Source organism: uncultured Methanobrevibacter sp. (genome assembly GCF_947166415.1).
GTDB lineage: Archaea > Methanobacteriota > Methanobacteria > Methanobacteriales > Methanobacteriaceae > Methanocatella.
The window spans coordinates 54,305-76,477 of record NZ_CAMVEE010000002.1 but is presented as its reverse complement, the minus strand read 5'-3'; the positions used below and the strand labels follow the sequence as shown (position 1 = coordinate 76,477).

Genomic DNA, 22,173 nt, shown 5'->3' with positions numbered 1-22,173 from the left:
AAAATATATAATAAATAATATAATAAAATGTGATAATCATGAAACATGAACTTTTTGAAGTTGGATCCTATGACTATTCCGACCTGGACGGGAGACTCAACAAACCTGTGAAATGGACGGCTGAAGATCTAAAGCAAATAGCTGAAAACTACCGTGGAGGAATTCCACTCACTTCAGAACATGACAATATCTACGTAGGAATTGGAAATAATATTGAATACGAAGAAGGAAAGCTATTCCTTGAAATTCCTGATGAACTGGATATGGAAGGAAAAGGCCTATCTCCTAAAGTTGATGTCTTATTAAAAGATAATGGAGATTCATTTGGAATTGATACTATGAGCTTAATAGATGTTGGTGTAACTAAAAGCCCTCGAAAAATTAGATTGTTGAACTCAGATATAACTGGAGAAACCGGTGCAACAGGAAATCCAAATCCTGAACCTCCGGCACCACAGCCACAACCTCAGCCACCTGCAAAAGATACTAATGTTGCTACAACTTTACTTTTAGAAAAACTTCAAGGTAAAGATGCTGAGATTGGAAAGCTTCAGGATGAAATTAATAGCTTAAAAGAAGAATCTAAAAAATATGATGAGATAAAAAAAGCTATTGAAGAAAATAAAGAATTCATAGACTCTAAAGATGAAATCTTAAAAGAATTATCTGAGCTTCGTAAAGCTGAAAATGAAAGGAAAATAAAAGAGTACGAAGCCAAATATAACTTTAATTATAATGAAAATGCACAGGATAAAGAGATAATTGATAAGCTATTATCTGGTGACGTTGATATGGAGCTAATGGAAAAATTAGCTGAGAGAAGAATTAAAATTGAAGCTAGTAATGATGGTTCCACTCCTGGAGGAAGAAATCCTGAAAACTCTGGTGATACGGGTGAAACTGGATCAACCGGAAGCACTGGGGATGAAGATTCACCTTCTTTTACTACTCGTGAAGAATATAATAAGATATTAAAGGACATGGGATTTAATAGAACTAGAATATAGCTATGATGGTGTTTTCTTACTTTTCCACCGGAGCTAAAATTATTCATTGAATTGCTCGTTGTTTATTTTGTGGGGAAATGTTTTATGTGTTTTCATTTCCCCCAAATATATTGCATTGAAACCCTTAATGCCTAATTAATGGGGGACAAGCCCCCATTTAATTACCCAAGAGTGCCAATGCTAATATACTCAAGTTTACCAAAACTTAACCCCGAACCGACCGATAAATGGTCGGTTCTTAAATTTGACAAAATCATTAATTACAAATCCATAAACTCGGAATAGGGGACAATCCCCTATTCCTCGGAACTGATAAAGCTATTTTTGTTAGGTCTATAGTATTGGCCTTTCACTTACGCTCAAGGCATCCAGTCCGACCTATAGGTCGGACTGCATATAATGATGCCGCTGGTTAAATAAAATTAGTTTTCTTCATTGATGACTTACGGAACCGACCGGCAAGGGTCGGTTCCTCCTTATAGTATATGCTCGCCAATTCTATTCACCCAGGCCTCCCACAGATGCCTCCCTTCGGTCGGCATCGGGTCGGCCTGGGCGAATTGGCTCGCTTATAACATGGGTATGGCAAGGTGGATTAATCCAACAATATTTTTATTTATTATTCCAGACTATTCTTAACATAATTTAACCTACAAATAATTGATGTTACGCTTAATTAAATTGAATGAATTGTAACTATTTTTATTTGATAAACTGTGTGTTACATTAACATCAAAGTTAACAAAAAATCATTCAGACTATAACTATGCATACATCAACTACTTTTAAAAAACAAGTTTCAAATAAGAAATGGTGATAGTTAATGTTATAATCAAGACATTTTGGCTTCTAGTTTTTTGTATTTTTTAAAAACATGTTCATAACCTTTTTTATAGAATGGGCATGCTTTAATGCATTCAACACAACCTTTAGTGGAGCCAATGCATAAATCTGCAATAAACTCCACATTTTTATTTTTTCTGTTTAGGATAAGTGCTTCTTGCGGGCATGCTTTAACGCAGGAATTACAGTAGTTGCAGTATCTTGAAATCCATTCATGCTTATTACAATTTAATAAAGGCAAGTTTTCAATGTTCACCAATATTGCAGATATCTTTTGATTAGGTCCTTTTTTCGGACTTATTAATAATCCACTTTTTCCAATTGCGCCCATTCCTGCTTTTTGAGCCAAATGAGAGAAATCAATTGTTTCCTCTCTTGGATGAGCGACCATTGTTTCAAAACCATGGGATCTTAAGTAATCTGAAATTTCATAAGTGATGTTTCCAAAACTTTCATATAATTCATTATTGAACGCTTGTGCCTTATCTCCAGCTCCTTCATCATGAATACTTTTGCTGATTTCATATGAAATCACAATTGCTGAATCAAAGTCAAAATTCAAGCCGTGTAAAAAATAATCATTAATTCCATTCACATAGGCCACTTCGATAATTCCCAATTCCTGAAGATATTTTTCAAACTCATTAAGTAAATCATTTGAAATTGTTGATTGAGGAGTAGAAGGATTATCTAATTTATGGGTATCTGGAAATGAAATATCTCCACAGCAGGATTTATTACCTGATTTTACTAATACATCCTGCACTAGTCCGTCAAAATTCCAATTGTCACTCATCAGCAACACCCACATGAACAACTTGAGTTAAGTTCATAACCAAATTTTTTTAGGAAAATATTGAATTTGTAATATCTTAATTCATTTTCATTTACAAAAGATAATATTCTAATTTCATCCTTTTTGGTTAAATTTTTCAAAGTATTAAATGACCAATTTTCGTTAAGTTTGTCGGCAGATTCTTCTGAGAATTGTAGTGCTATTTGGGCAAAAGGAAAATCAAATTCATCTGCATGTCCGCTATGGATTAACATTTTGTCTTCTGATTTTTCAAGGATTATCATTTTATCTGTATCTGGAAGCAGCAGCGCTATTTTTGCTTTATCTTTTAATGCGGAGAATTCATAATAATTATCATTTACAAATGATTTCCATATTTCTAAATCCATTTTAATCCTACTCCATTCTTTTGTTAATTTCCTTTTTAATGATTTCAACACATTTTTCTCCCTCATCATCTAGTCTGAAAGGATCTTTGCTTGAAATGTTATGTGGTTCTAGGATTTCTCCTACTTCTATTGTTTGTTTCACGGTTATTCCTTTGTTTTTTAGAATTTTATTTACACAATTATTTGAACATCCATTTATTGCTATTATTGGGTATTTTTTTAGCATTGGATTATTTTTACCTTCTATATCTGCAGAAGTTGAACCCATACAGATTGATATGATATTTTCGTTTTCTTTTTTACAATCTCCTACTGCAACACGTGATACTAGTCCATTGGGACTCATACCATTGCATGAGGCTAATGCTATTTTTTCAACCATACTTCATCATTCCACTATATTGAATAAGTTTTCCAAGATTTCAATAATATTTTCATCAGCTAACCGGTAATAAATCCATTTTCCTTCTTTTCTTGTTAAAAGAATATTTTCTTTCTTCATCATGTTTAGATGATGTGAAATTGTGGATTGGGATTTGTCCATGGCTTCCAATATTTCACAGACACATAATTCACCGTTTTTTAATAAATATATCATTTTTAATCTTGTCGGATCAGCTAAAGATTTCAATAATGTTGCATTGTTTTCTAGTTTTTTAGGGGAGGGAGTATTTTTTAGTAATTCTTCAACTGAACATTCTCTGCAACAGTCCTCCTTGTTTTCAGATACCATATACATAATTATAATTTCGACATATTTAAGAATATCGATATGATATTTGTAATTCCTAATTTATATATCCATATATTTAAATCTATCGATATGTTTTTTTCATGATAAGTTATGTAAAATTTTTAATATTTAACGTTACATTAAAACAATAGCTATTTATTTTAGCTTTAATCAGGGGGATTTAATTTCATATTAATGGCCTGATTGTTAGTGTTGTTTTTTCAATACCTAATGTATATTTCAGTGCAAGACGGGCACTTTTGAAATCAGAAACATTAATGTTAATATTACTATATTTATTATATAATTTATATAAAAAGGATAATAAAATATTATTTATGACATTGATAAAAGAATTGCAAATTAACATTGTAATGAGTAATTACAATCAGAGAAGCAGTAGCTATTCATCCAACTATGATTATTTGTTTTTGGATAATTTGGAGGATAGTTCTTTTGCTAATTTATTCAGAAGTGATTTAAAAAATCTAAAAATCAAAACATTGGATGGAACAGCATGTCCAGTAATGTACATTCCAGCTTATGGATCTCAACGTGCAGCAATACTTGTCAGAATTCCTGTTGGAAAAATTTCTCAAACTACAAAGTTGATCCTTGAAGTTCATGACACAACCTTCGCCAGCACATTAACACCAGGTAATGATCTGTTAATGTTTGATGCAAATTCTGATACATACTCACAATATTTCATGAACTACTCAGGTTTAAGTATCAACAATGACTCAACAGATAACGGAAAATTTCTAAGAGCAAGATTCGTTCCAAGCTTTGATACTGGACTTCCAAGTAGTTTATTCACAACATTTGCTTCAGGTCAAGATTTAACTAATAATCGTGTTATTGCAGTTAGATTTAAACATATAAGTGGTAATGTTGCCGTTAATGATAATGGAACATTTCTTGGTTCAACCATTGGAAGTTACATGATGCAGTCAGATTTCAATCTCATATATTCTGAAGATATTAAAGAAACCATGTTCTATTGGACCAGCACTGTTAAAAACTATTGCATGTTTGAAGGAGCAAAGACATTAGTTATGGCCAGTTCCTTTGATGCATATTCCTCAGGAAGTGATGATGGGGGAGATTGGAAGCAATACCATATTCATGGCCGTGTAGGTACAGGAACATCAAGTTCTTCTGATTATCTTGAAGGATTCAGCAGAAACAATCCAAGTAAATTCTATGATAACAATTACGCTGAAATTGAAATATCACCAACAGGATATGCAACAACTGATTTTGAAGAATTCAATTATTTTGACTTGAAATGGATATTGATATTCCCATCACCATTATTTGCAGCTAATGGAATTCCAACAATAACAGTAACTGAAAAAGATTCCAAACACGGAATTAGATTATACAAAGGCGAACATGAATATACCAAAGCCTACAAAGGCAGTACGTTAATGTGGGACGCTAATGATGAAACAATGGAAGATACTGGACTTCACATTCCAGACAAAATAATTAATCACAATTGGGATTGGGTGTTTTAAAATGATAATTGATTATGATGACGGCTCAACTATCGGACATGGCCGTGGATATCCAACAGGATTAGAACATGAAGAAAAAATGGACGTTATTGCATGTCTATTGGATGAAGGCGAAAGAAACTATGTTAATGAAGAACAAACGGCCTGGATTTGTTCCAACCAATGTGCAGTAGGTGAAATGGTAACATTGGATGAATCATCCACAATGGAACACACAATAGTTAGAAAAGCAAAAGAAGGAGAGTTAGCTTTTGGTTATCTATTAGGTAAAGTCCAGGTTAAAACGTCAGGATTAACATTAGTTACTGTGGCCGTACTTGGAGATGTTTTCAGATTAAAATTGAAAAGACCCGCACCTGCAGATATACTGCCAAACACAAGAATTTACATCGACAGTGACGGTGAATGCAATCCAGTACATGGCCATGATTTAAGACTACTTTCAATCGTTAATCTAACGGAAAATGAGGATACCGAATACATTAGAGTTTATCGTCAGATGTCTGAAATTGAAATGTATCCTGAATCCCAGAACTGTATTGATCTTGCAGACTGTTCTTTTGAACAGGATGAAATAACTCATGTCGTTAATATGATCATACCTTCAGAATCAAATATCATTGCTCAGGCCAATTATGTTAAAGATGCAGACGGAGTTACATATTGTGAACTTCCAGATGTAGCTATTGTCAGCGACAAGTATCATGAAATAGCAAGCGAATTACCATAATTAACATTAACACCCTCCCCATCAACTATTCAAAAACCACATCCACAAACCCTTGCATATACACTACATTTCAAAAACAGAAACCAAAACCATAACGCCAACCGTTAATGTCATAACCCTTCCATTAAATTGAAAGTAAAATGGAGCTATTGATTATAATGAGGCCTCTTTTATCATAGTTCGTCTTTTAACGAATGTTTTGCATCCAAATATTCGCAATGTTTATATAATATTTTTAAATAACAATTATTATAATGGATTGTGAAATGAGGTGGGAACATCCGAAAAAAGATTGTACTACTTATAATATTGATTATTGCATTATTAACTGCCTCAGCAGTCAATGCAGAGGACATAACATCGGATAATATTGCAAATGATTCAGTAATACCTCAAGATATAAACCCTCAGAACTATACTCTGGGAGAAGGCAGTTCCCACTATGGCAATTCTAATGAAGATGATTCTATAACAGATGATTCTGAAACAACTAATTTTACAGCAGATTCTACTTCTAATAATGGAAATGTTCTCTCATGCAGTAACAATGAATCAGAAATCCAGAGTACAGTTTCTGCAAGCAGTGCTAATGGTATATTAGGCACTTCATTTACTGATTTGCAGGGATATCTTAACGGTGCTGATGAAGGAGCCACACTAGTTCTGGACTGTAATTATTCACTGGCAGATGGCGGACACACTCTCAAAGTCGAAAAAAGTTTAACAATAGACGGCGACGGCCATACTTTAGATGGGAATGGCGACGATTGCATACTTAAGATAAATGAAGACGGAATAAGTGTTATCTTAAAAAATATTGTGTTTAAAAATGGAAAATCAGATAAAGGCGCAGCTATCTTAAATACACATTCCTCATCCGCATTAACCATACAGGACTGTGAATTCAAGGATAATTATGCCCGAGACTGTGGCGGTGCAATTTACTCAAAAGGATCAGTTGACATTAAGGACTGCAAATTCAATGATAATTATGGGGACAATTATGGTGGAGCAATATATGCTGATAAGGAAGTGAAAGTAAGGGATACCAGTTTCGATGACAATCAGGCAGTGCTTGAAGGTGGTGCAATCTATTGTGGCGGCAAAACCACAGTTATAAATTCACAATTCAGAAATAATAAAGCCGATGGAACTACAACTAAAAAATGCTACGGTGGTGCAATTTACTCTGTCGGCGAATGTAATATTGATTTAGGTTATTTTGGCGATAACTATGCAGAAAATGATGGTGGAGCAGTATATGCAGAAGACAATCTCATAATTAATGAATCAAGTTTCCAGAAAAATGACGCAAAATATGGTGCCGGAGCAATATCTGCCAATAAAAAAATCACTATCGAGAATACAAAAATAAATAAAAATAATGGTTATTATGTCATTGAAGCTAAAGGCAAATGCTATATTATCTCATGCAGTTTTGACAGCAATACTGCAGGTACAATAGTTTCCAATGATAATTTAATAATCACTGGTCAGACCAAATTTTCAAATAACCGTAACGACGCTGCAGGCGGCGGCGCAATATCTGCCATGAAAAATGTATATATCAACTGGGATAGCGATACAAATGGATATTGTGAATTTTATTCAAATTCAGGCAGTCAAGGTCTACTGGGAGGTGCAATATACTGTGAAGGAAACATATACGGTAAATCTATGAAATTCAACAAAAACTATGTGCCATCCTCACCGAAGATTCGGGGCGGTGCAATATACTGCAATGGTGAAACCCATATTAACAGTTCAGTATTTGATGATAACTGGCTTGTTATTCCTGCTTCCGGGATTGAAAATGTTCCAGTTGAAGGCGGTGCAATCTGGTCTGAAGGCAAATGTTATATTGACTCATGCACATTTACAGATAACCAGGGCGGCTGTCGTGGCGGTGCAATATGTGCCTATGATGATTTAACAATTACTGGTCAAAACATTTTCACGAAAAATTCAGTATATGTTTTTAACCTTGCCGTAGGAATATGTTCAGACCCTGATGGAGGTGCAATATACTGTAAAGGTAATGCAAACATCAATAATGCAACTTTTACCAGCAATGAAGCTATTGTTGACGGAGGTGCAATCTTCTGTGAAGGAGAGTGCACAGTTTCCAATTCCAAATTTATAAACAACTCTGCTGATAATGGTGATGCTGCAGTTCCTTATGCTGAATATTCATATGGAGGTGCAATCAGATCACAAGGAACACTCACAGTCAAAAACTGCATATTTGATAATAATTATGCATACACTGACGGCGGAGCCATATATGCGGATACTGCAGTTAAAGTAACCGGCAGCAGTTTCAACCACAATTTGGCACCTGTTGACGGTGGAGCAATATACTCCAAAGGCAAAACCACACTTTCCGATTCAACATTCTATCAAAATGCGGCAAGTCATGTTAACTATGTTATTATAGAAAACAGTTACGGTGGTGCGGTCTGCTCAAAAGGAACAGTCACAGTAGATAACTGCAGCTTTGACTGGAATGGGGCAGACAATTATGGAAGCGCAATATATGCTTATTCAGATGCAAACATAAAGGACAGCCGATTTACTAACCATATTACAGACAGTTCTGGTGGTGCAATCTACTGTAAAGGTGATGCGGATATTGAATATTCAGTCTTTTCCAACAATATGGTGGATACTCTTGATGGAGGTGCAATCTACTGTAAAGGTAAAACAACAGTTTCACATTCCGTATTCAAGGATAATTCAGCAAAAAGTTATGGTGCTGCAAGAAGTTTTGGAGGAGCAATCCGCTCAGAGAACTCCATAACTGTCGAAAGCTCCAGCTTTGAAAACAATTTTGCATATAATCACGGTGGTGCCATTTATGCTGATAAAGATATAACCATAACCTATTGCAATTTTACAGGAAATAAGGCAAATGTCGACGGCGGTGCAGTATATTGTGACGGAAGAACCACAATATCAGATTCCAAATTTAAAAAAAATAACGCTACGGGCAAAACTGCTGCAAGAAGCTTTGGAGGAGCAGTTCGTTCAAATGGAGTTACTAAAGTCGAAGATTCCATATTTGATGACAATTTTGCATATAATCTTGGTGGAGCAATATATGCCGATGCAAGCATAATAATAGGAGGATCCACTTTCACTGATAATGAGGCATATGTTGACGGAGGTGCAGTATACGGTGACAAATCAGTTTCCATTTCCAGTTCAATATTCAGCAGTAATGAAGCTTCAGGACAAACCCTTGCAAAAAGTTATGGGGGAGCAGTTCGCGCAAATGAGTTAATAGTAGTCATAGGCTGTGATTTTTCCAATAATTATGCATACAACCGTGGCGGTGCAGTATATGCCGACACTGAAATAAGAATAACTGACTGCAACTTCACTTCAAACACTGCAAAGGATTACGGCGGTGCAGTATATACAAGCACTCTCAATAGTGAGGTTTCAGGCTCAATATTCAAAAAGAATAAATGTACTTCCGGTGACGGAGGAGCAGTTTACATCAACAATAAATGCAGTCCGGAATTCTACGCCTGCAGTTTTAAAGATAACACTGCTGAAGACAGAGGAGGCGGAATTTATATCGATTCCAAAAGCGCCCCATTGGAATTGGGCATGTCTACATTCACAGGCAATAGCGCAGGTGACGGAGGAGCAGTTTATACAGGCACCATGACTGAAAGTACAAGTAACTGCATATTCCTTAATAATAAGGCAACTTCCGGTGACGGAGGAGCGGTTTACATTAACAATAACTGCGATCCGAAGTTCATTTCCTGCAGATTCGAATACAATACTGCTAAGGATGAGGGAGGTGCAATGTATCTTGATTCATCACATGCCGAATTAACATTATGGTCATGTACATTTGTTGACAATGAAGCCAAAAGCAGTGGTCAGTGTGTATACTGCTGCGGTTATTATTCTTCTGTTTACAACTGCTGGTTTGGAAAAAATGACCCTAGCAAAAAGGACCAGTTTAAAATATGGCATAAGGCAGCGGCAGATGAGGATTATACAGAATACATCCCTACAAGAATCCGCATGTCAGTCGAACATGGCATTCTTTATGTGGGCAATACCTATGAAGTAGATGTTGATTTTCTTAAATTTGTTGGGGGAGATTATACCATACTGCACTCCACAGGACAATTTTATGCAGAAAATTATGAGGGTGCAGTTTTCTCCAATGTCAATGCAGATGAGGGAGACATGTCTGCAGATGTCACAATATACAAGCAGAATCCTACACTCTATTTTAAACTTGACCATCAGATTCTAACATTAAAGCTCGAGACAAATGATAAGAACCCAAGTAAGGTTACCATTATCTCATGTGAGGATGTCGAATATCCTAATGCATTGAAAGTCGAGTATAAAATAATCAACATGACTGCCAATGCAACATACGTAATTGTGAATGAAGAAACCTCAGATGTTGTACATGAAGGAAAAATATACAACCCAGAATCCACATTGTCAGTTTATAATTTAAAACCCGGAAAATATTATATAGGCATATACAACCCTGGAAATAAAACCACCAGTTCAAGCCGTGCATTCGGACACTTTAAAGTATATGCTTCAGCATCAGGCAGTGTCACTGCAGACAATGTGACTTACGGAAATCCTACAACAATCACATTAAGGACATTTATCGACGGAACATATAATGTAGACATTGGCGTTTCAGTCATTGAAATGGAAGTTGTCCATGGGGTCTGCGTAAAGCAGATTAATCTGGATGAGGGTAACTATCAGACTCATACATCCAGAGAGAATTATTATTTAACTATCAACGAAGCATCATTTAGGGTGGATAAAGCTGTGAATAATGTGGTTGTGGAAGTTGAAAACATAACATATGGAAAATCATCCAACATTAAACTCAGAGCTGATCTTGACGGCATTTATGATGTTAAAATAAATGGAACAACCTATAATATTGTTGTTAAAAACGGCATTGGAAATAAATCTATTCAATTCAAAGCAGGAAAATATTATGCCAATGTAAGTTTTTATGATAAGAATTTCATCACCCTTTCTAAAAACACTACTTTTGAAGTATATAAGGCAGACATTGATTTGGTTGTCATTGTTTTCGATGAGGTTTATGGGGAACAGATTGAAGCTGTTGTTTATGCCAGTATGGATGGTGAATATAATTTAACAATTGCAGGTGATTTGACTCATGTAACTGTTAAAGATAATTTTGCCTACTTTGAACATGCTCCATTGGATGCGGGAAATTATAATGCAAGCGTATCCTTTGCAGGCAACAGCAATTACAATCCTGCTTCTAGCAATACAACATTCACCGTTTACACTACCGGCACTTTATTTAAGCTGGAGGTCTATCCTAGTGAAATCAGCTATGGTGAAACTGCAACTGTCACTCATACATTGTCTGATGGCGCAACAGGCACAATCAAATATTTCTTGAATGACGGCACATTCCTTGCTGAACTAGACGTTAATGAAAATCTCACATTGCCTGTACTGGATGCAGGATACTATGTGATTATAGGAAACTATTCAGGCGACCATAACTTCAAATCAGCTAAAGACACAACATACATCAAAATCAACCCAGCACACAACAATGCAGTTGTCACAGTCTCCAATGTAACTTACGGCGAACAATCACTGATTGAAATCACTGCCGACGTAGACGGAATCTATAATGTTAATGTCAATGGAACAGTACACAACATCATAGTAAACAATGGCATTGGAAACAAATCAATTAACCTCAATGCAGGAATCTACTATGCAAATCTAACATTCAACGCTAAAAATTACAATACCACAACCAATAATTCCATTTTTGAGGTTTATAAAGCTGATACCAATTTGATTGTGGTGGCCGCATACAGTGTTTATCAGGAAAATACTTCTTGTATTGTTTATCCTGAAAATATTCTTGGTATCGTTTATTCTGATGTGGATGGAGAGTATAACTTAACAGTAGGTAACTATTCAGCTATTCTCAATGTTACAGGAGGTTTCTGTGAATTTAATGCAGGTCTTTTTGATGCAGACAACTACACAGTTGTTGTCACTTTCACAGGTGATGAGAACCACAAGTCTAATACATCATCAACTAAAGTTACTGTTACCAAATTCATTCCTAACCTTTCATTAAGTGTTCAGGATATTTATTATGGTGATACTGCTCTTTTAGTAATTTCATGTGATGTTACAGGTTCAGTAAATGTTACTATAAATGGCAGAACTGAAACCATTGACTTAAATCAATGGACTGTCATGTTATTTGATTCATCATCCAATTTCATAAAATCAAAAACACGCGTATTTTTAACTTTAGATAATCTCGATGTCGGAAATTATCCTGTGGATATTGTGTATAATGGAGACAATAACATTGAAAGCGTAAGCATATCAGGCCAATTCAATGTCCTTCCAACACCAAACAATGCAAATGTCACCGTCTCAAATGTAACTTACGGCGAACAATCACTGATTGAAATCACTGCCGACGTAGACGGAATCTATAATGTTGATATCAATGGTACTGTATACAACATCACTGTTGAAAATGGTGTTGGAAACAGATCAATTACCCTTGATGCTGGCGTCTATTATGCAAATCTGACATTCAAAGATAAGAATTACAATACCACAACCCATAATGCAACTTTTGAAGTCTATAAGGCTGCCACAAATGTGTTCGTTACAGCTTCAAATACTATCTATCCTCAAGGGGTTGAAGGTTTCGTTTATTCTGATGTGGACGGAGAGTATAACTTAACCATTGGTGAGTTTTCAACTATTGTTGTTGTTAAAGGAGGTTCTGCTGAATTCAATACCGGTGTTTTAGACGCTGGAAACTACACAGTTGTTGTAACCTATCCTGGTGATGAGAACCATAAGTCCAATTCATCTTCAAGAAAAGTCACTGTTGAAAAATTAATTCCAAATATTACTTTGAAAGTTTCAGATATTGATTATGGTGGTTTTGCGGTTATAACCATTAACTGTGATATTGAAGGTTCTGTAAATGTTACCGTAAACGGCATTACCGAAACTCTTGAGCTCAATGGTCAGATGAAGAAAAGATTACTGGCCGCATCAAGCAGTGCTTCAAAATCCATGTATAATGCTACTTTAAGTTTATATAATCTGGATTCTGGTTCATATCCGGTAACTGTTACTTATAATGGCAATAAGAATATTGAAAGTGTTTCGGTAAATGGTAAATTCAATGTCAATGCACTGAATACTACTATGGACATTGATGCCTGTGACATTAATGTAGGTGAAGATGAAAAAATCACTGTGACTTTACCGAAGGACGTTACTGGAAATGTAACTATTAATGTTGATGGAAAGAATTACACTGTTGCGATTAAGGATGGAAAAGCAGTTATAAGCATTCCTAATTTGTGTGCGGGTCATAAAACCGCTAAAGTATATTACTCAGGAAGCAGAAATTATAATCCTAATATGGAAACTGTTTCATTTACAGTCAATAAGATTAAACCTAATATGACAGGCAAAAGCAATGACCCTATTGACAGCGGCAAAAAGATCCATATAGTCATCAAGCTTCCGACTGATGCAACAGGAACTGTCAGCATAGTTATTGACGGCAAGAAATACACTTCACCAGTCAAGGCCGGAAAGGCCATCTTTGATATTGAAGGACTATCTGCAGGAAAATATAACGTTACTGCTTATTATTCAGGTGATGATAAATATTATCCGGATCAAATTAAATTAACTCTTACTGTGAAGGATAACGGCAATAATCATAAAAACCACACAAACAATGATACACCAGACAATAAAGGCAATAATGTATCTGATATTGTTAAGGATAAAATAGCAATGCATAAAACAGGCGTTCCTGCTTATTGGCTCGTGCTTGCATTATTAATGATGGTAATGGGGCTGCTGCCGAATAAACGTTCTAAAAAATAAAATCTCTCATTTTTTTTATTTAGGAAATGAATTTTTCCATTTGTGAATAAACTTGTTTTCCAGAACAGTTTCACATTACGTTCCATTACAAAATCATGTTTGATATTGACAAACGTCAATGTTAATGTCAGAACCATTGCATTAAATCAAAAGTAAAATGATATCTATTAATTATATTGGGCTTAACTCTCATTATTCTATGCTTAATAGGGATGCGAAAAATTGTTGGCCTTGAACTTGTAATGATAATTTTATATAAAAGTAATAATAAAATATTATATTAATTATTATATACAGGTTGTAATAGCTATGGCCAATATAAATAATACATCATCCTACATGGATGAAGACAAAAAGCAAATTATAAAAGAGTCCAATTATACCTATAGGGATGCTCTTGAAGTTTCAGCATATCTTATCGAAACAGGAAAGTTCGAAAGGTTCTACAAGGAAATGCAAATCCATGACCTGCAAAAGGAACTTGACGAAATGGATGAATAAGACTTCAAAACAAAAATCTCAGGTAATAACTCTTAAAAAGAAACTATTTTTCATTTGTGAAAGTAATAATTTTATTATTACTTTTATATTTTTTAAATAATATAATTTTATATATAATACATAATAAATATATGTATTATGATACCGGAAAAAACCAACATCAGCGCAAGAGTGGATTTGACACTTAAAAAAATAGTAGAGGAATCAGCCTTCAACCATAACGATGCCTACGAGCTTGGAGCAAAACTGATAGCTATCGGCGATGCAGAAGAGACAATGGAAATAATTGACTCAGACCCTGTTCTTAAAAAACTAATCAAACAGAACGAATACAGGATAATCCGGGCCAAAAAGGAACAGCTTGAAAACGAATTAAGAGATTTATAGGAGGTTACCTATGGGTCGAGTAAATTCAGATGTGCACTATTTTTTAGAACAGCACGAACAGGAAATCATCAACTGTTGCAAGAAGGCAATGAGCAACAAGGAAATCCTAGAATTGTTAAAAACAAAGTATGGCCGTGAAGTTTCACTTTCAACATTCAAAGAATTCAAAGCAGGATTAAAAATAACAAAAGGGGATTTCCTGGAAACATTGCTGGATGAAATACATGTAATGAAAACTTCAGGTGCTACAGATGAAAGCGTCAGAAGATGGCTTGCTGAAGAACATAAATTTGAAGTAAGCAGAGCAACATTTTCCAGATTTAAAAAGAAATATAATTTAATCGACAATGAGAAAGACTCAAGAGCCAGAGATAAGGATTCACTAACAAATAGTGCCATTACCCAAAAACAAATAACTGACAATAACGTTCATCAAGACAATATTGATTTAGCTATTGATACAATTCTTCAGCAACTGGTCACAGACATCAAAACCGGCCTTGAAAACCTGGACAAGATTACTAAAAATGCGGTTGACATTGAAATTGACTTTGAAAAACTGGATAAGGAAGTAAGATTTCATGCTAATGAAAAAAGTTTAGTAAGATACTTACTTGATCTCACTGAATTGAAAATAAGATATCTGGAGTTATCTGTAAGAGCATTTGATGCTAAAAACAAATTATTTAAAGATGAAATGGATAGATTGTTCAAAAATAGAGTTCTTGAACTTGAAGATAAGAAAATAGAACTTTCACAAAAGGATATGATGGAAGAGATAGAAATTCTTGCAAAACAAATAGATGATAACAATGTATGATGAAAACGGCAAATTCCATTTGGACGCTAAAGATAAAGCTATTCTTCAGAAATGTGTATATGAAAATCCATATTCGCCATTGCTGATTGGAGAAGTTAAAGATGATGATGTTGTAAAAGAAGTTAATGAACCTAGCTTTATTGAACCTAAGCAAACAACTTTATTTAATTATTAACTATTAATATTACTGTCAATTTAATCAAAAAGATTCATGATGACAGAAAATACTAAATTTTATGAATTAAACCTGTTCAAATCATAATTTCAGAGCATCATTCGGACAACTGTGAACACAATCAAGGCACAATATGCATTCCGTACCGTTTTCTCTTTTTCTGGAATTGTTTAACATTTCAACATCCATCGGACATGCCTTTACACATTTGCCACAACTGATGCATTTATTTTCATTAACTTTAACTCTTAAAAGTGAAAAATAGCTTGAAATTTTTAAAAATACAGTAATCGGACAAACATATTTGCAAAATGCACGATTATCTTTAAGATAAAATGCCAGAACAATTCCAAGAATATAGTAAATAATATTTCCTAAAATAAACAGGAAGAATATTATTGAATCAAGATTATCAACTTTAAAAATGAATAGTGAACATACACCGCATGATATTGCTACAAATAATATGTATCTGACATAGCCCCAGTTTTTCCTTTCATTTTGAGGGGTTGTATAAGGTAGCAAATCCAATATCATTGCTGTCCAGCAGGCATATCCGCACCATCCACGGCCAAACAGTAATGGCCCAAGGATTTTTGCAATTAGAAAATGAATAACAGCACCTTCAAAAACACCTAAACTTAAATAATACCAAAATCCGGACAGAGACAAGTTTTCATGACCTAAAATGCCAACATAAACAAACAGGTAACATCCAACTGCAAGCATAATCAGGTTTCTTGCGTATCTGTTATTTTTACCCATCATGAACAGTCCAACAGCTATTGCAGTTCCGATATAGAGGAAATTGAATATGAAAAAGGTGTTGGAAGTTGTAATATATACTAGAATAGAAATCACGATGAAAATTAACTCCATAATTATTGGCGCTTTAATGTTCATGAATTACAATTTTTTAATCACAATAATTAAATTTTATGTATAATTAGTGATATCAAAAAAAATATATCAGAAATTCTAGTTTATAAATAGTGTTTTTTTCATGATATTTTTAAAGCCGAATAATGATAATTTTATATAACTACATCGCAATGTTTGTATTATTCATATTAAACAAATAATTAATTATTATCTTTCCGATATTGGAAAAAATATTGTCTAATCAATAGATAAACTAAAACAAATAGTTATAACATTAAATAGTTCTAACAATAAAAATTACAATCATGTCAAGAACTTACTTTAAATTTAAAAGTATAAACAGAGGAAATGAAGAGCAAACAAGGGTGAGTTAAAAACTTCCGAAACATTAGCTATCAACTTGCTTAAGAACATGAATAAAAATAAAAAATTCAACCTTAAAGCAATGGCAAAACAAAGCGGCAATTCTTCTGTTGCCGACAAGTTTGAAAGGGATTTCAGAGAATTCACCAAAGCTATTGAAAAAGAAAATGGGTTTGACGGTAAAAACTATGAAGATGTCCTGAAGGATGCCAAACTGACAAGCAAAGGAAAGGAAATAAAAAAACAATGGAAAAACTTCCAGGATTACCTGAAATCAAAGGATTTAACTGAAAAATATCCTCCGGAATCTGTTTTGGAAAATTCACAGCAGGTGATATATGCAGCATGCTTTGACATTGAGAAGGATGCATTGAAAATAAGGGAAAACAAAACTCAATTAACAGATTTCATTGATAAGGACGGATATAAACTGTTAAATATTATATTCAACAATGCATTGTTGAATGTAAGTAAAAAATCAAAAGGCAATGGAATATTTTATGGGGTAAACGATAAATATACCATCCCTGGAGGAATATAATCCTCCACCTATCTATTTTTTGATGATTAATTAGACATATCTTCTAAATACATATGCAAGTATTGATCCTGCAAAGTTCTGCCAAACGGAGTAAAGCGCTCCTGGAACGGTTGCCTGTGTCAAACTTGGGAAATGTGTTTTTGCAAGGCTTGTGGAAAGGCCGGAATTTTGGAAAGCAAGTTCAATGGCTACTGTAACGATTTGCTTTTTATTCATGCCCGCTAAGTAACCTACACCAAATCCAACCAGCATTGCAAGGAAATACTGAAGAACAATAACGATGAGGATTATTGCTGAAGATGTTAAGATGGCCTGTTTATTGGCACCGATTACGCCTGCAACGATTAAACAAATCACGATTGAAGATATGGCTGGAAGATAATCTTTTAATTTCTCACAGAAATCAGGGAATTTGTAGTTAAGAATCAGGCCTAAAACAATTGGAATGATTACGATTTCTACTATGGAAACGAACATGTCGACCGGATTGAAATGAATCTGATTTCCGATTAAAAACAATGTAATTATAGGAGTTAAAATCGGTGAAATCACTGTGGAAAATGCAGTTAACGAAACGGATAATGCCACATCTCCATTTGCAAGAAAAGTGATTACATCAGATGCGGTTCCTCCAGGAACGGTTCCGACCAGAATAAGCCCTACTGTCAAGCCCGCATCCAGTGAAAACATTTCTGCAAGAGAAAATGCCAATACGGGCATTACCATATACTGTGCTATCAGTCCGACTGAAATTTCTTTAGGATGTTTAAATACTCTAAGGAAGTCATCCACTTTCAAAGTGGTTCCCATTGTAAAAAGAACGAGGCTTAAAAGCAAATTCAGAACATTTATTCCATTGTATTCGCTTAAAACCCATTTGAATGAATTAGGGTAAACTAGAGAAATGGCAACTGCAAGCAATATGATTATGAAAAAATATTTTTCAATGAGCTTAAATATTCGTTTCATGATTCTTCACCAACTTCAGATTCCATTTTGTATTTTTTTAAAAATATTATTGTTATAGTCGCTGTCGCAATAATCGCAATCACGTTTGCAATCATTGAAGGGAATCTTAAACCTTCCGGAGCTTGTAAAATGTATCCGATTGCAATAATGGTACATGCCATGGCAGGAATCAATGTCAATATATATGGCTTGTTCTTTTGGATTAAATAGGCAGTTGCAGTGAACAGAACAGCGGTTGCTGTTATTAACTGAGCCCATGCGAAATATCTCCAGATTAAACTGAAATCCAGGAATGTCAATGCAAAAGAAATTATAAACAATGGAATAGCTAATTTCAATCTTGAAGACAGTTTTTCCTGGTTGAGCTGCAATTCATCGGAAATTGTAATTCTAGAGCTTCTAAGAGAGGTATCTCCAGTTGTTATCGGACAGATTACAACTCCTATTATTGCAAAGATCAAACCGATTGGCCCTAGCAGGGTCACTGCCATTTCATTAACTGCAATTGACGGTGTTGCACCGTATATTACTGCAAGCTGTGGTTGACCGTGGAAAAAGGCCATTGCAATGGCTGCCCAAATCAATGCAACAAGTCCCTCTAAAACCATCGCACCGAAAAATACCGGTCTTGCATCCTTTTCATTTTTCATACATCTTGCTACGATAGGGGATTGGGATGCATGAAAACCTGAAATTGCTCCGCATGCAATTGTTACAAACAGATATGGGAATATTGATTTGTCTGTCAAGTATAGTCCTTGTGTTGTGAATTCCGGAATGGTATATGCTGGATTTAAGATTAGCGCTCCTATCATCAGCACTGCCATAATCAGGAACAATGCTCCAAAGATAGGATAGATTTTCCCGATGATTTTATCTACAGGAAAGATTGTAGCTATTAGGAAGTAAATGAATATTATTGTAATCCAAGGCAATACTGGAGTGTTTGTCAAATTGGCTATCAAGTCTGCTGCACCTGTTGCAAAGGTAGATGCAACCAAAACACCAGTTAGGATAATTATTATTGCAATAAACTTCTGAACGGTGCTTCCCAGATATTTTGAGATGATGTTCGGCATTGTCAAACCGTCGTTTCTCAATGACATGAATCCTGAAAAGAAGTCATGAACAGAACCGATGAAAATGGTTCCAAGAACAATCCATAAAAATGCTGCAGGACCAAACAATGCCCCTTGAATGGCTCCGAATATCGGACCTAAACCCGCAATATTCAAGAAATGAACTAAAAAGTTCTTATATTTTGACAAGGGCATATAATCAACGCCATCTTCAAGTCTAAATGCAGGTGTTGTGTTGTTTTCGTCCACACCCACTATTTTTTCAATAGTTTTACCGTAAATAAAATAAGAAGCAACTAATAATATTGCACAAAAAACAAAACTATACATATCAATTATTTTTATTGAATTGTTGATATAAATTTTATTTTTTTTAAAATCAGTCCTGCTTGAAGAGAAGCTTATCAATGATTTCCATATCCAGGTTCTGCTCAACAATTTCAGCCAGTTTATTCAGGGAGTAATCCTTTTGGGTTTCGTAAGGATCTTCACCAAATTTGGCTTCAAGACCTTTTTTAGCTCTTATGTAGTTTAAAAACTCTCTTCTGAAATTGTAATTGTGGAATATTCCATGGAAATAGGTTCCAAAGGCATTTCCGCAAGATGCTCCATCAAGCATTCCGTCATCATTGTTTCCCTGTCCTTTTTTGACATTCAATAGGGCAGATGAGGATTTCAATTCTGTTGTTCCCTCATGGATTTCATAGCCTGTGACTTCTTCACCGGCAATGTCCTTAAAGATTTCGCCCGCCAGTCCGTCAATGTCTTCAGGGATTGTTGCAACGGATTGTGCAACGATTTTTCCTGCACGGTTGAATCTGGATTCAACATTCAACAGTCCTAAACCGTTGATTGTACCCTGCTTTGATTCTCTTTTTTCTTCATCATGGATGATGTCTCCTAAGATTTGCAGTCCTCCGCAAATTCCGACGATAGGTATTTCATCTGATTTTTCAATTATCTTGTCGGCAAGGCCGCTTTCACGTAATGCAAACATGTCTTCTGTCGAATTACGTGTGCCTGGAATGATTATTGCATCAACATCTCCAATATCATCGTTTACGCCAATCATTATCAAGCCTACATCGTCTTCATATTCGAAAGGATCGATGTCAGTAAAGTTTGCGATTTTAGGAAGTCTGATTACGCCGATTGTAATGTCCTTGTCCTGAGCAAACTCATGTGTGGTCAGTGATGCTGAATCTTCTTCGGGCAATCTTAAGGTTTCATCATAAGGCAGAACTCCTAAAACAGGCTCTCCGGTTATCTCTTCAATTCTGTCAAGGCCGGGCTTTAGAATATCTAAATTTCCTCTGAACTTATTGATTACTGTTGCTTTGAGACGGGACCTGTCATAGTCATCAAGCAAAACGTATGTTCCGGCTATTGCCGCAAATACTCCTCCCATCTCAATGTCAGCTATTAGAATGACATTTGCATCAGCCATGTGGGCAATTTCCATATTGGCGATGTCCTGCTTTCTCATGTTGATTTCAGCTGGAGAACCGGCTCCCTCTATGATGATGACGTCATATTGGCTGGACAATATCTCAAAGCTTTCCCTGATTGCAGCAAGGGCAGTGTCATGGTACTTGTGCTGGTAATCGTAGAAGTTCATATCTCCGATTGATTTTCCCTGGATAATTACATTTGAGGTAAAGTCCCCTTTGGGCTTAAGTAAAATAGGATTCATATGTATGCTAGGTTCAATCATCGCCGCTTCGGCTTGCAACATTTGAGCTATTCCAATTTCGCCGTTTTCCTTTGTGGTATATGAGTTCAGAGACATGTTCTGTGACTTGAATGGGGCCACATTATATCCCCTGTTTTTGTATATTCTACATAAGGCCGCTACAAGCATACTTTTTCCAGCGTTTGATGATGTTCCTTGAACCATTATACATTTTGTCATGGTAGAATATATTTATCTAATATTATAAATAATTTTTAATTTAAAAAAAAGTAAGTTTAAATGACAAATAATCTAATTTGAATGATGAGTCCATGGTTTTTTTCAGTTTCACAAGTTAATTTTGATTTATCAGGGGGTTTATATACGTCTGATTGTAAAAAAATTTCTTTTGTGAATAGACCTAAAAATTCTCATTTATCATCAAACAAACTCGATTAACAAAAATTAATTATTGAAAATTAACCTTGTATTATTTAATATATTTACTTATTGTATATAAATTTAATTTTTAAATATTATTTTTTCTTAATATTTTAATTTTATTTAGTTAAACTTGATTTATTCTAAAATAAATATTTTTATAGGTTTTAAATTATATTAATATGAAATAATATTATCTTCGATTTCCAGCTTACTCTTCATATCGCAGTTTAAATGGGGCAATTATTTTTCTAACTTTTATTAACTAAAATAGAAAACTTTTTATATACTTTGCTTATAATATAATATTTATATAGTATGTCGAACTTAATTTTCTATTGATAGATTTATTAATTAGTGAGGTTATTTTAATGAAAT

The 22,173-nt window shown here is 34.7% G+C and carries 17 protein-coding genes; 9 read left to right on the top strand and 8 right to left on the bottom strand.

Annotation, left to right across the window (positions count from 1 at the left end; translation table 11 throughout):
- Positions 1–38: 38 nt before the first annotated feature.
- Positions 39–1,007 (top strand): hypothetical protein, encoded by a 969-nt coding sequence (locus tag Q0W25_RS00685; RefSeq protein ID WP_298517625.1) that lies wholly within the window; start codon positions 39–41, stop codon positions 1,005–1,007.
- Positions 1,008–1,839: 832 nt separating this feature from the next.
- On the opposite strand, the gene Q0W25_RS00680 is transcribed toward Q0W25_RS00685, so the two are convergent.
- Genes Q0W25_RS00680 through Q0W25_RS00665 form a run of 4 tightly spaced genes read right to left on the bottom strand, consistent with a single transcriptional unit; the run spans position 1,840 to position 3,768 of the window.
- Positions 1,840–2,646, bottom strand: coding sequence for a 4Fe-4S dicluster domain-containing protein (locus tag Q0W25_RS00680; protein WP_298517622.1), 807 nt, complete (start codon positions 2,644–2,646; stop codon positions 1,840–1,842).
- Positions 2,646–3,083, bottom strand: coding sequence for a hypothetical protein (locus Q0W25_RS00675; RefSeq protein WP_298517619.1), 438 nt, complete (start codon positions 3,081–3,083; stop codon positions 2,646–2,648). Before Q0W25_RS00675 ends, Q0W25_RS00680 begins: the two co-directional genes overlap by 1 nt.
- A complete protein-coding gene (locus tag Q0W25_RS00670) occupies positions 3,043–3,417 on the bottom strand; it encodes a putative zinc-binding protein (RefSeq protein ID WP_296875009.1) in 375 nt (124 codons plus the stop codon). The genes Q0W25_RS00675 and Q0W25_RS00670 overlap by 41 nt, the downstream gene beginning before the upstream one ends.
- A gap of 6 nt (positions 3,418–3,423) precedes the next feature.
- Entirely contained in the window at positions 3,424–3,768 is a 345-nt protein-coding gene (locus tag Q0W25_RS00665) for a helix-turn-helix transcriptional regulator (RefSeq protein WP_298517616.1), read from the bottom strand.
- 338 nt (positions 3,769–4,106) lie between these two features.
- Between Q0W25_RS00665 and Q0W25_RS00660 the strand changes: the two genes are divergently transcribed.
- The 7 genes from Q0W25_RS00660 to Q0W25_RS00630 all read left to right on the top strand — a co-directional run bounded on the left by Q0W25_RS00660 (position 4,107) and on the right by Q0W25_RS00630 (position 15,848).
- Positions 4,107–5,291: a hypothetical protein gene (locus Q0W25_RS00660; RefSeq protein ID WP_298517613.1), complete on the top strand. Its 1,185-nt coding sequence runs from the start codon at positions 4,107–4,109 to the stop codon at positions 5,289–5,291.
- Between the two features lies 1 nt (position 5,292).
- Complete coding sequence (locus Q0W25_RS00655; protein WP_298517610.1) at positions 5,293–6,021, top strand: hypothetical protein; 729 nt, start codon at positions 5,293–5,295, stop codon at positions 6,019–6,021.
- A 309-nt stretch (positions 6,022–6,330) separates the two neighbouring features.
- Positions 6,331–13,965: an Ig-like domain repeat protein gene (locus Q0W25_RS00650; RefSeq protein ID WP_298517607.1), complete on the top strand. Its 7,635-nt coding sequence runs from the start codon at positions 6,331–6,333 to the stop codon at positions 13,963–13,965.
- Positions 13,966–14,274: 309 nt separating this feature from the next.
- The gene (locus Q0W25_RS00645; protein WP_298517604.1) at positions 14,275–14,466 is read left to right on the top strand and encodes a hypothetical protein; all 192 of its coding nucleotides are present in this window, start codon (positions 14,275–14,277) and stop codon (positions 14,464–14,466) included.
- Positions 14,467–14,604: 138 nt separating this feature from the next.
- A complete protein-coding gene (locus Q0W25_RS00640) occupies positions 14,605–14,853 on the top strand; it encodes a hypothetical protein (RefSeq protein ID WP_298517601.1) in 249 nt (82 codons plus the stop codon).
- 10 nt (positions 14,854–14,863) lie between these two features.
- Positions 14,864–15,673 carry a hypothetical protein gene (locus tag Q0W25_RS00635; protein ID WP_298517599.1) on the top strand — a complete coding sequence of 270 codons (810 nt, stop codon included), beginning with the start codon at positions 14,864–14,866 and terminating at the stop codon, positions 15,671–15,673.
- Positions 15,666–15,848: a hypothetical protein gene (locus Q0W25_RS00630; RefSeq protein ID WP_298517596.1), complete on the top strand. Its 183-nt coding sequence runs from the start codon at positions 15,666–15,668 to the stop codon at positions 15,846–15,848. The genes Q0W25_RS00635 and Q0W25_RS00630 overlap by 8 nt, the downstream gene beginning before the upstream one ends.
- An 81-nt stretch (positions 15,849–15,929) precedes the next feature.
- Here Q0W25_RS00630 and Q0W25_RS00625 read toward each other — a convergent pair whose 3' ends face one another.
- Positions 15,930–16,751, bottom strand: a complete 822-nt coding sequence (locus tag Q0W25_RS00625) for a 4Fe-4S dicluster domain-containing protein (RefSeq protein ID WP_298517593.1) — start codon at positions 16,749–16,751, stop codon at positions 15,930–15,932.
- Positions 16,752–17,142: 391 nt separating this feature from the next.
- On the opposite strand from Q0W25_RS00625, the gene Q0W25_RS00620 reads away from it, so the two are divergent.
- Complete coding sequence (locus Q0W25_RS00620) at positions 17,143–17,634, top strand: hypothetical protein (protein WP_298517590.1); 492 nt, start codon at positions 17,143–17,145, stop codon at positions 17,632–17,634.
- A gap of 30 nt (positions 17,635–17,664) precedes the next feature.
- On the opposite strand, the gene Q0W25_RS00615 is transcribed toward Q0W25_RS00620, so the two are convergent.
- From Q0W25_RS00615 to cobQ, 3 genes are read right to left on the bottom strand one after another with little or no spacing between them, the layout of a single operon-like run.
- Positions 17,665–18,603 (bottom strand): bile acid:sodium symporter family protein, encoded by a 939-nt coding sequence (locus Q0W25_RS00615; protein ID WP_298517587.1) that lies wholly within the window; start codon positions 18,601–18,603, stop codon positions 17,665–17,667.
- Entirely contained in the window at positions 18,600–20,012 is a 1,413-nt protein-coding gene (locus Q0W25_RS00610; protein ID WP_298517584.1) for a carbon starvation protein A, read from the bottom strand. Before Q0W25_RS00610 ends, Q0W25_RS00615 begins: the two co-directional genes overlap by 4 nt.
- Positions 20,013–20,061: 49 nt before the next feature.
- Positions 20,062–21,594, bottom strand: a complete 1,533-nt coding sequence (gene cobQ, locus Q0W25_RS00605; protein WP_298517581.1) for a cobyric acid synthase CobQ — start codon at positions 21,592–21,594, stop codon at positions 20,062–20,064.
- Positions 21,595–22,173 lie beyond the last annotated feature (579 nt).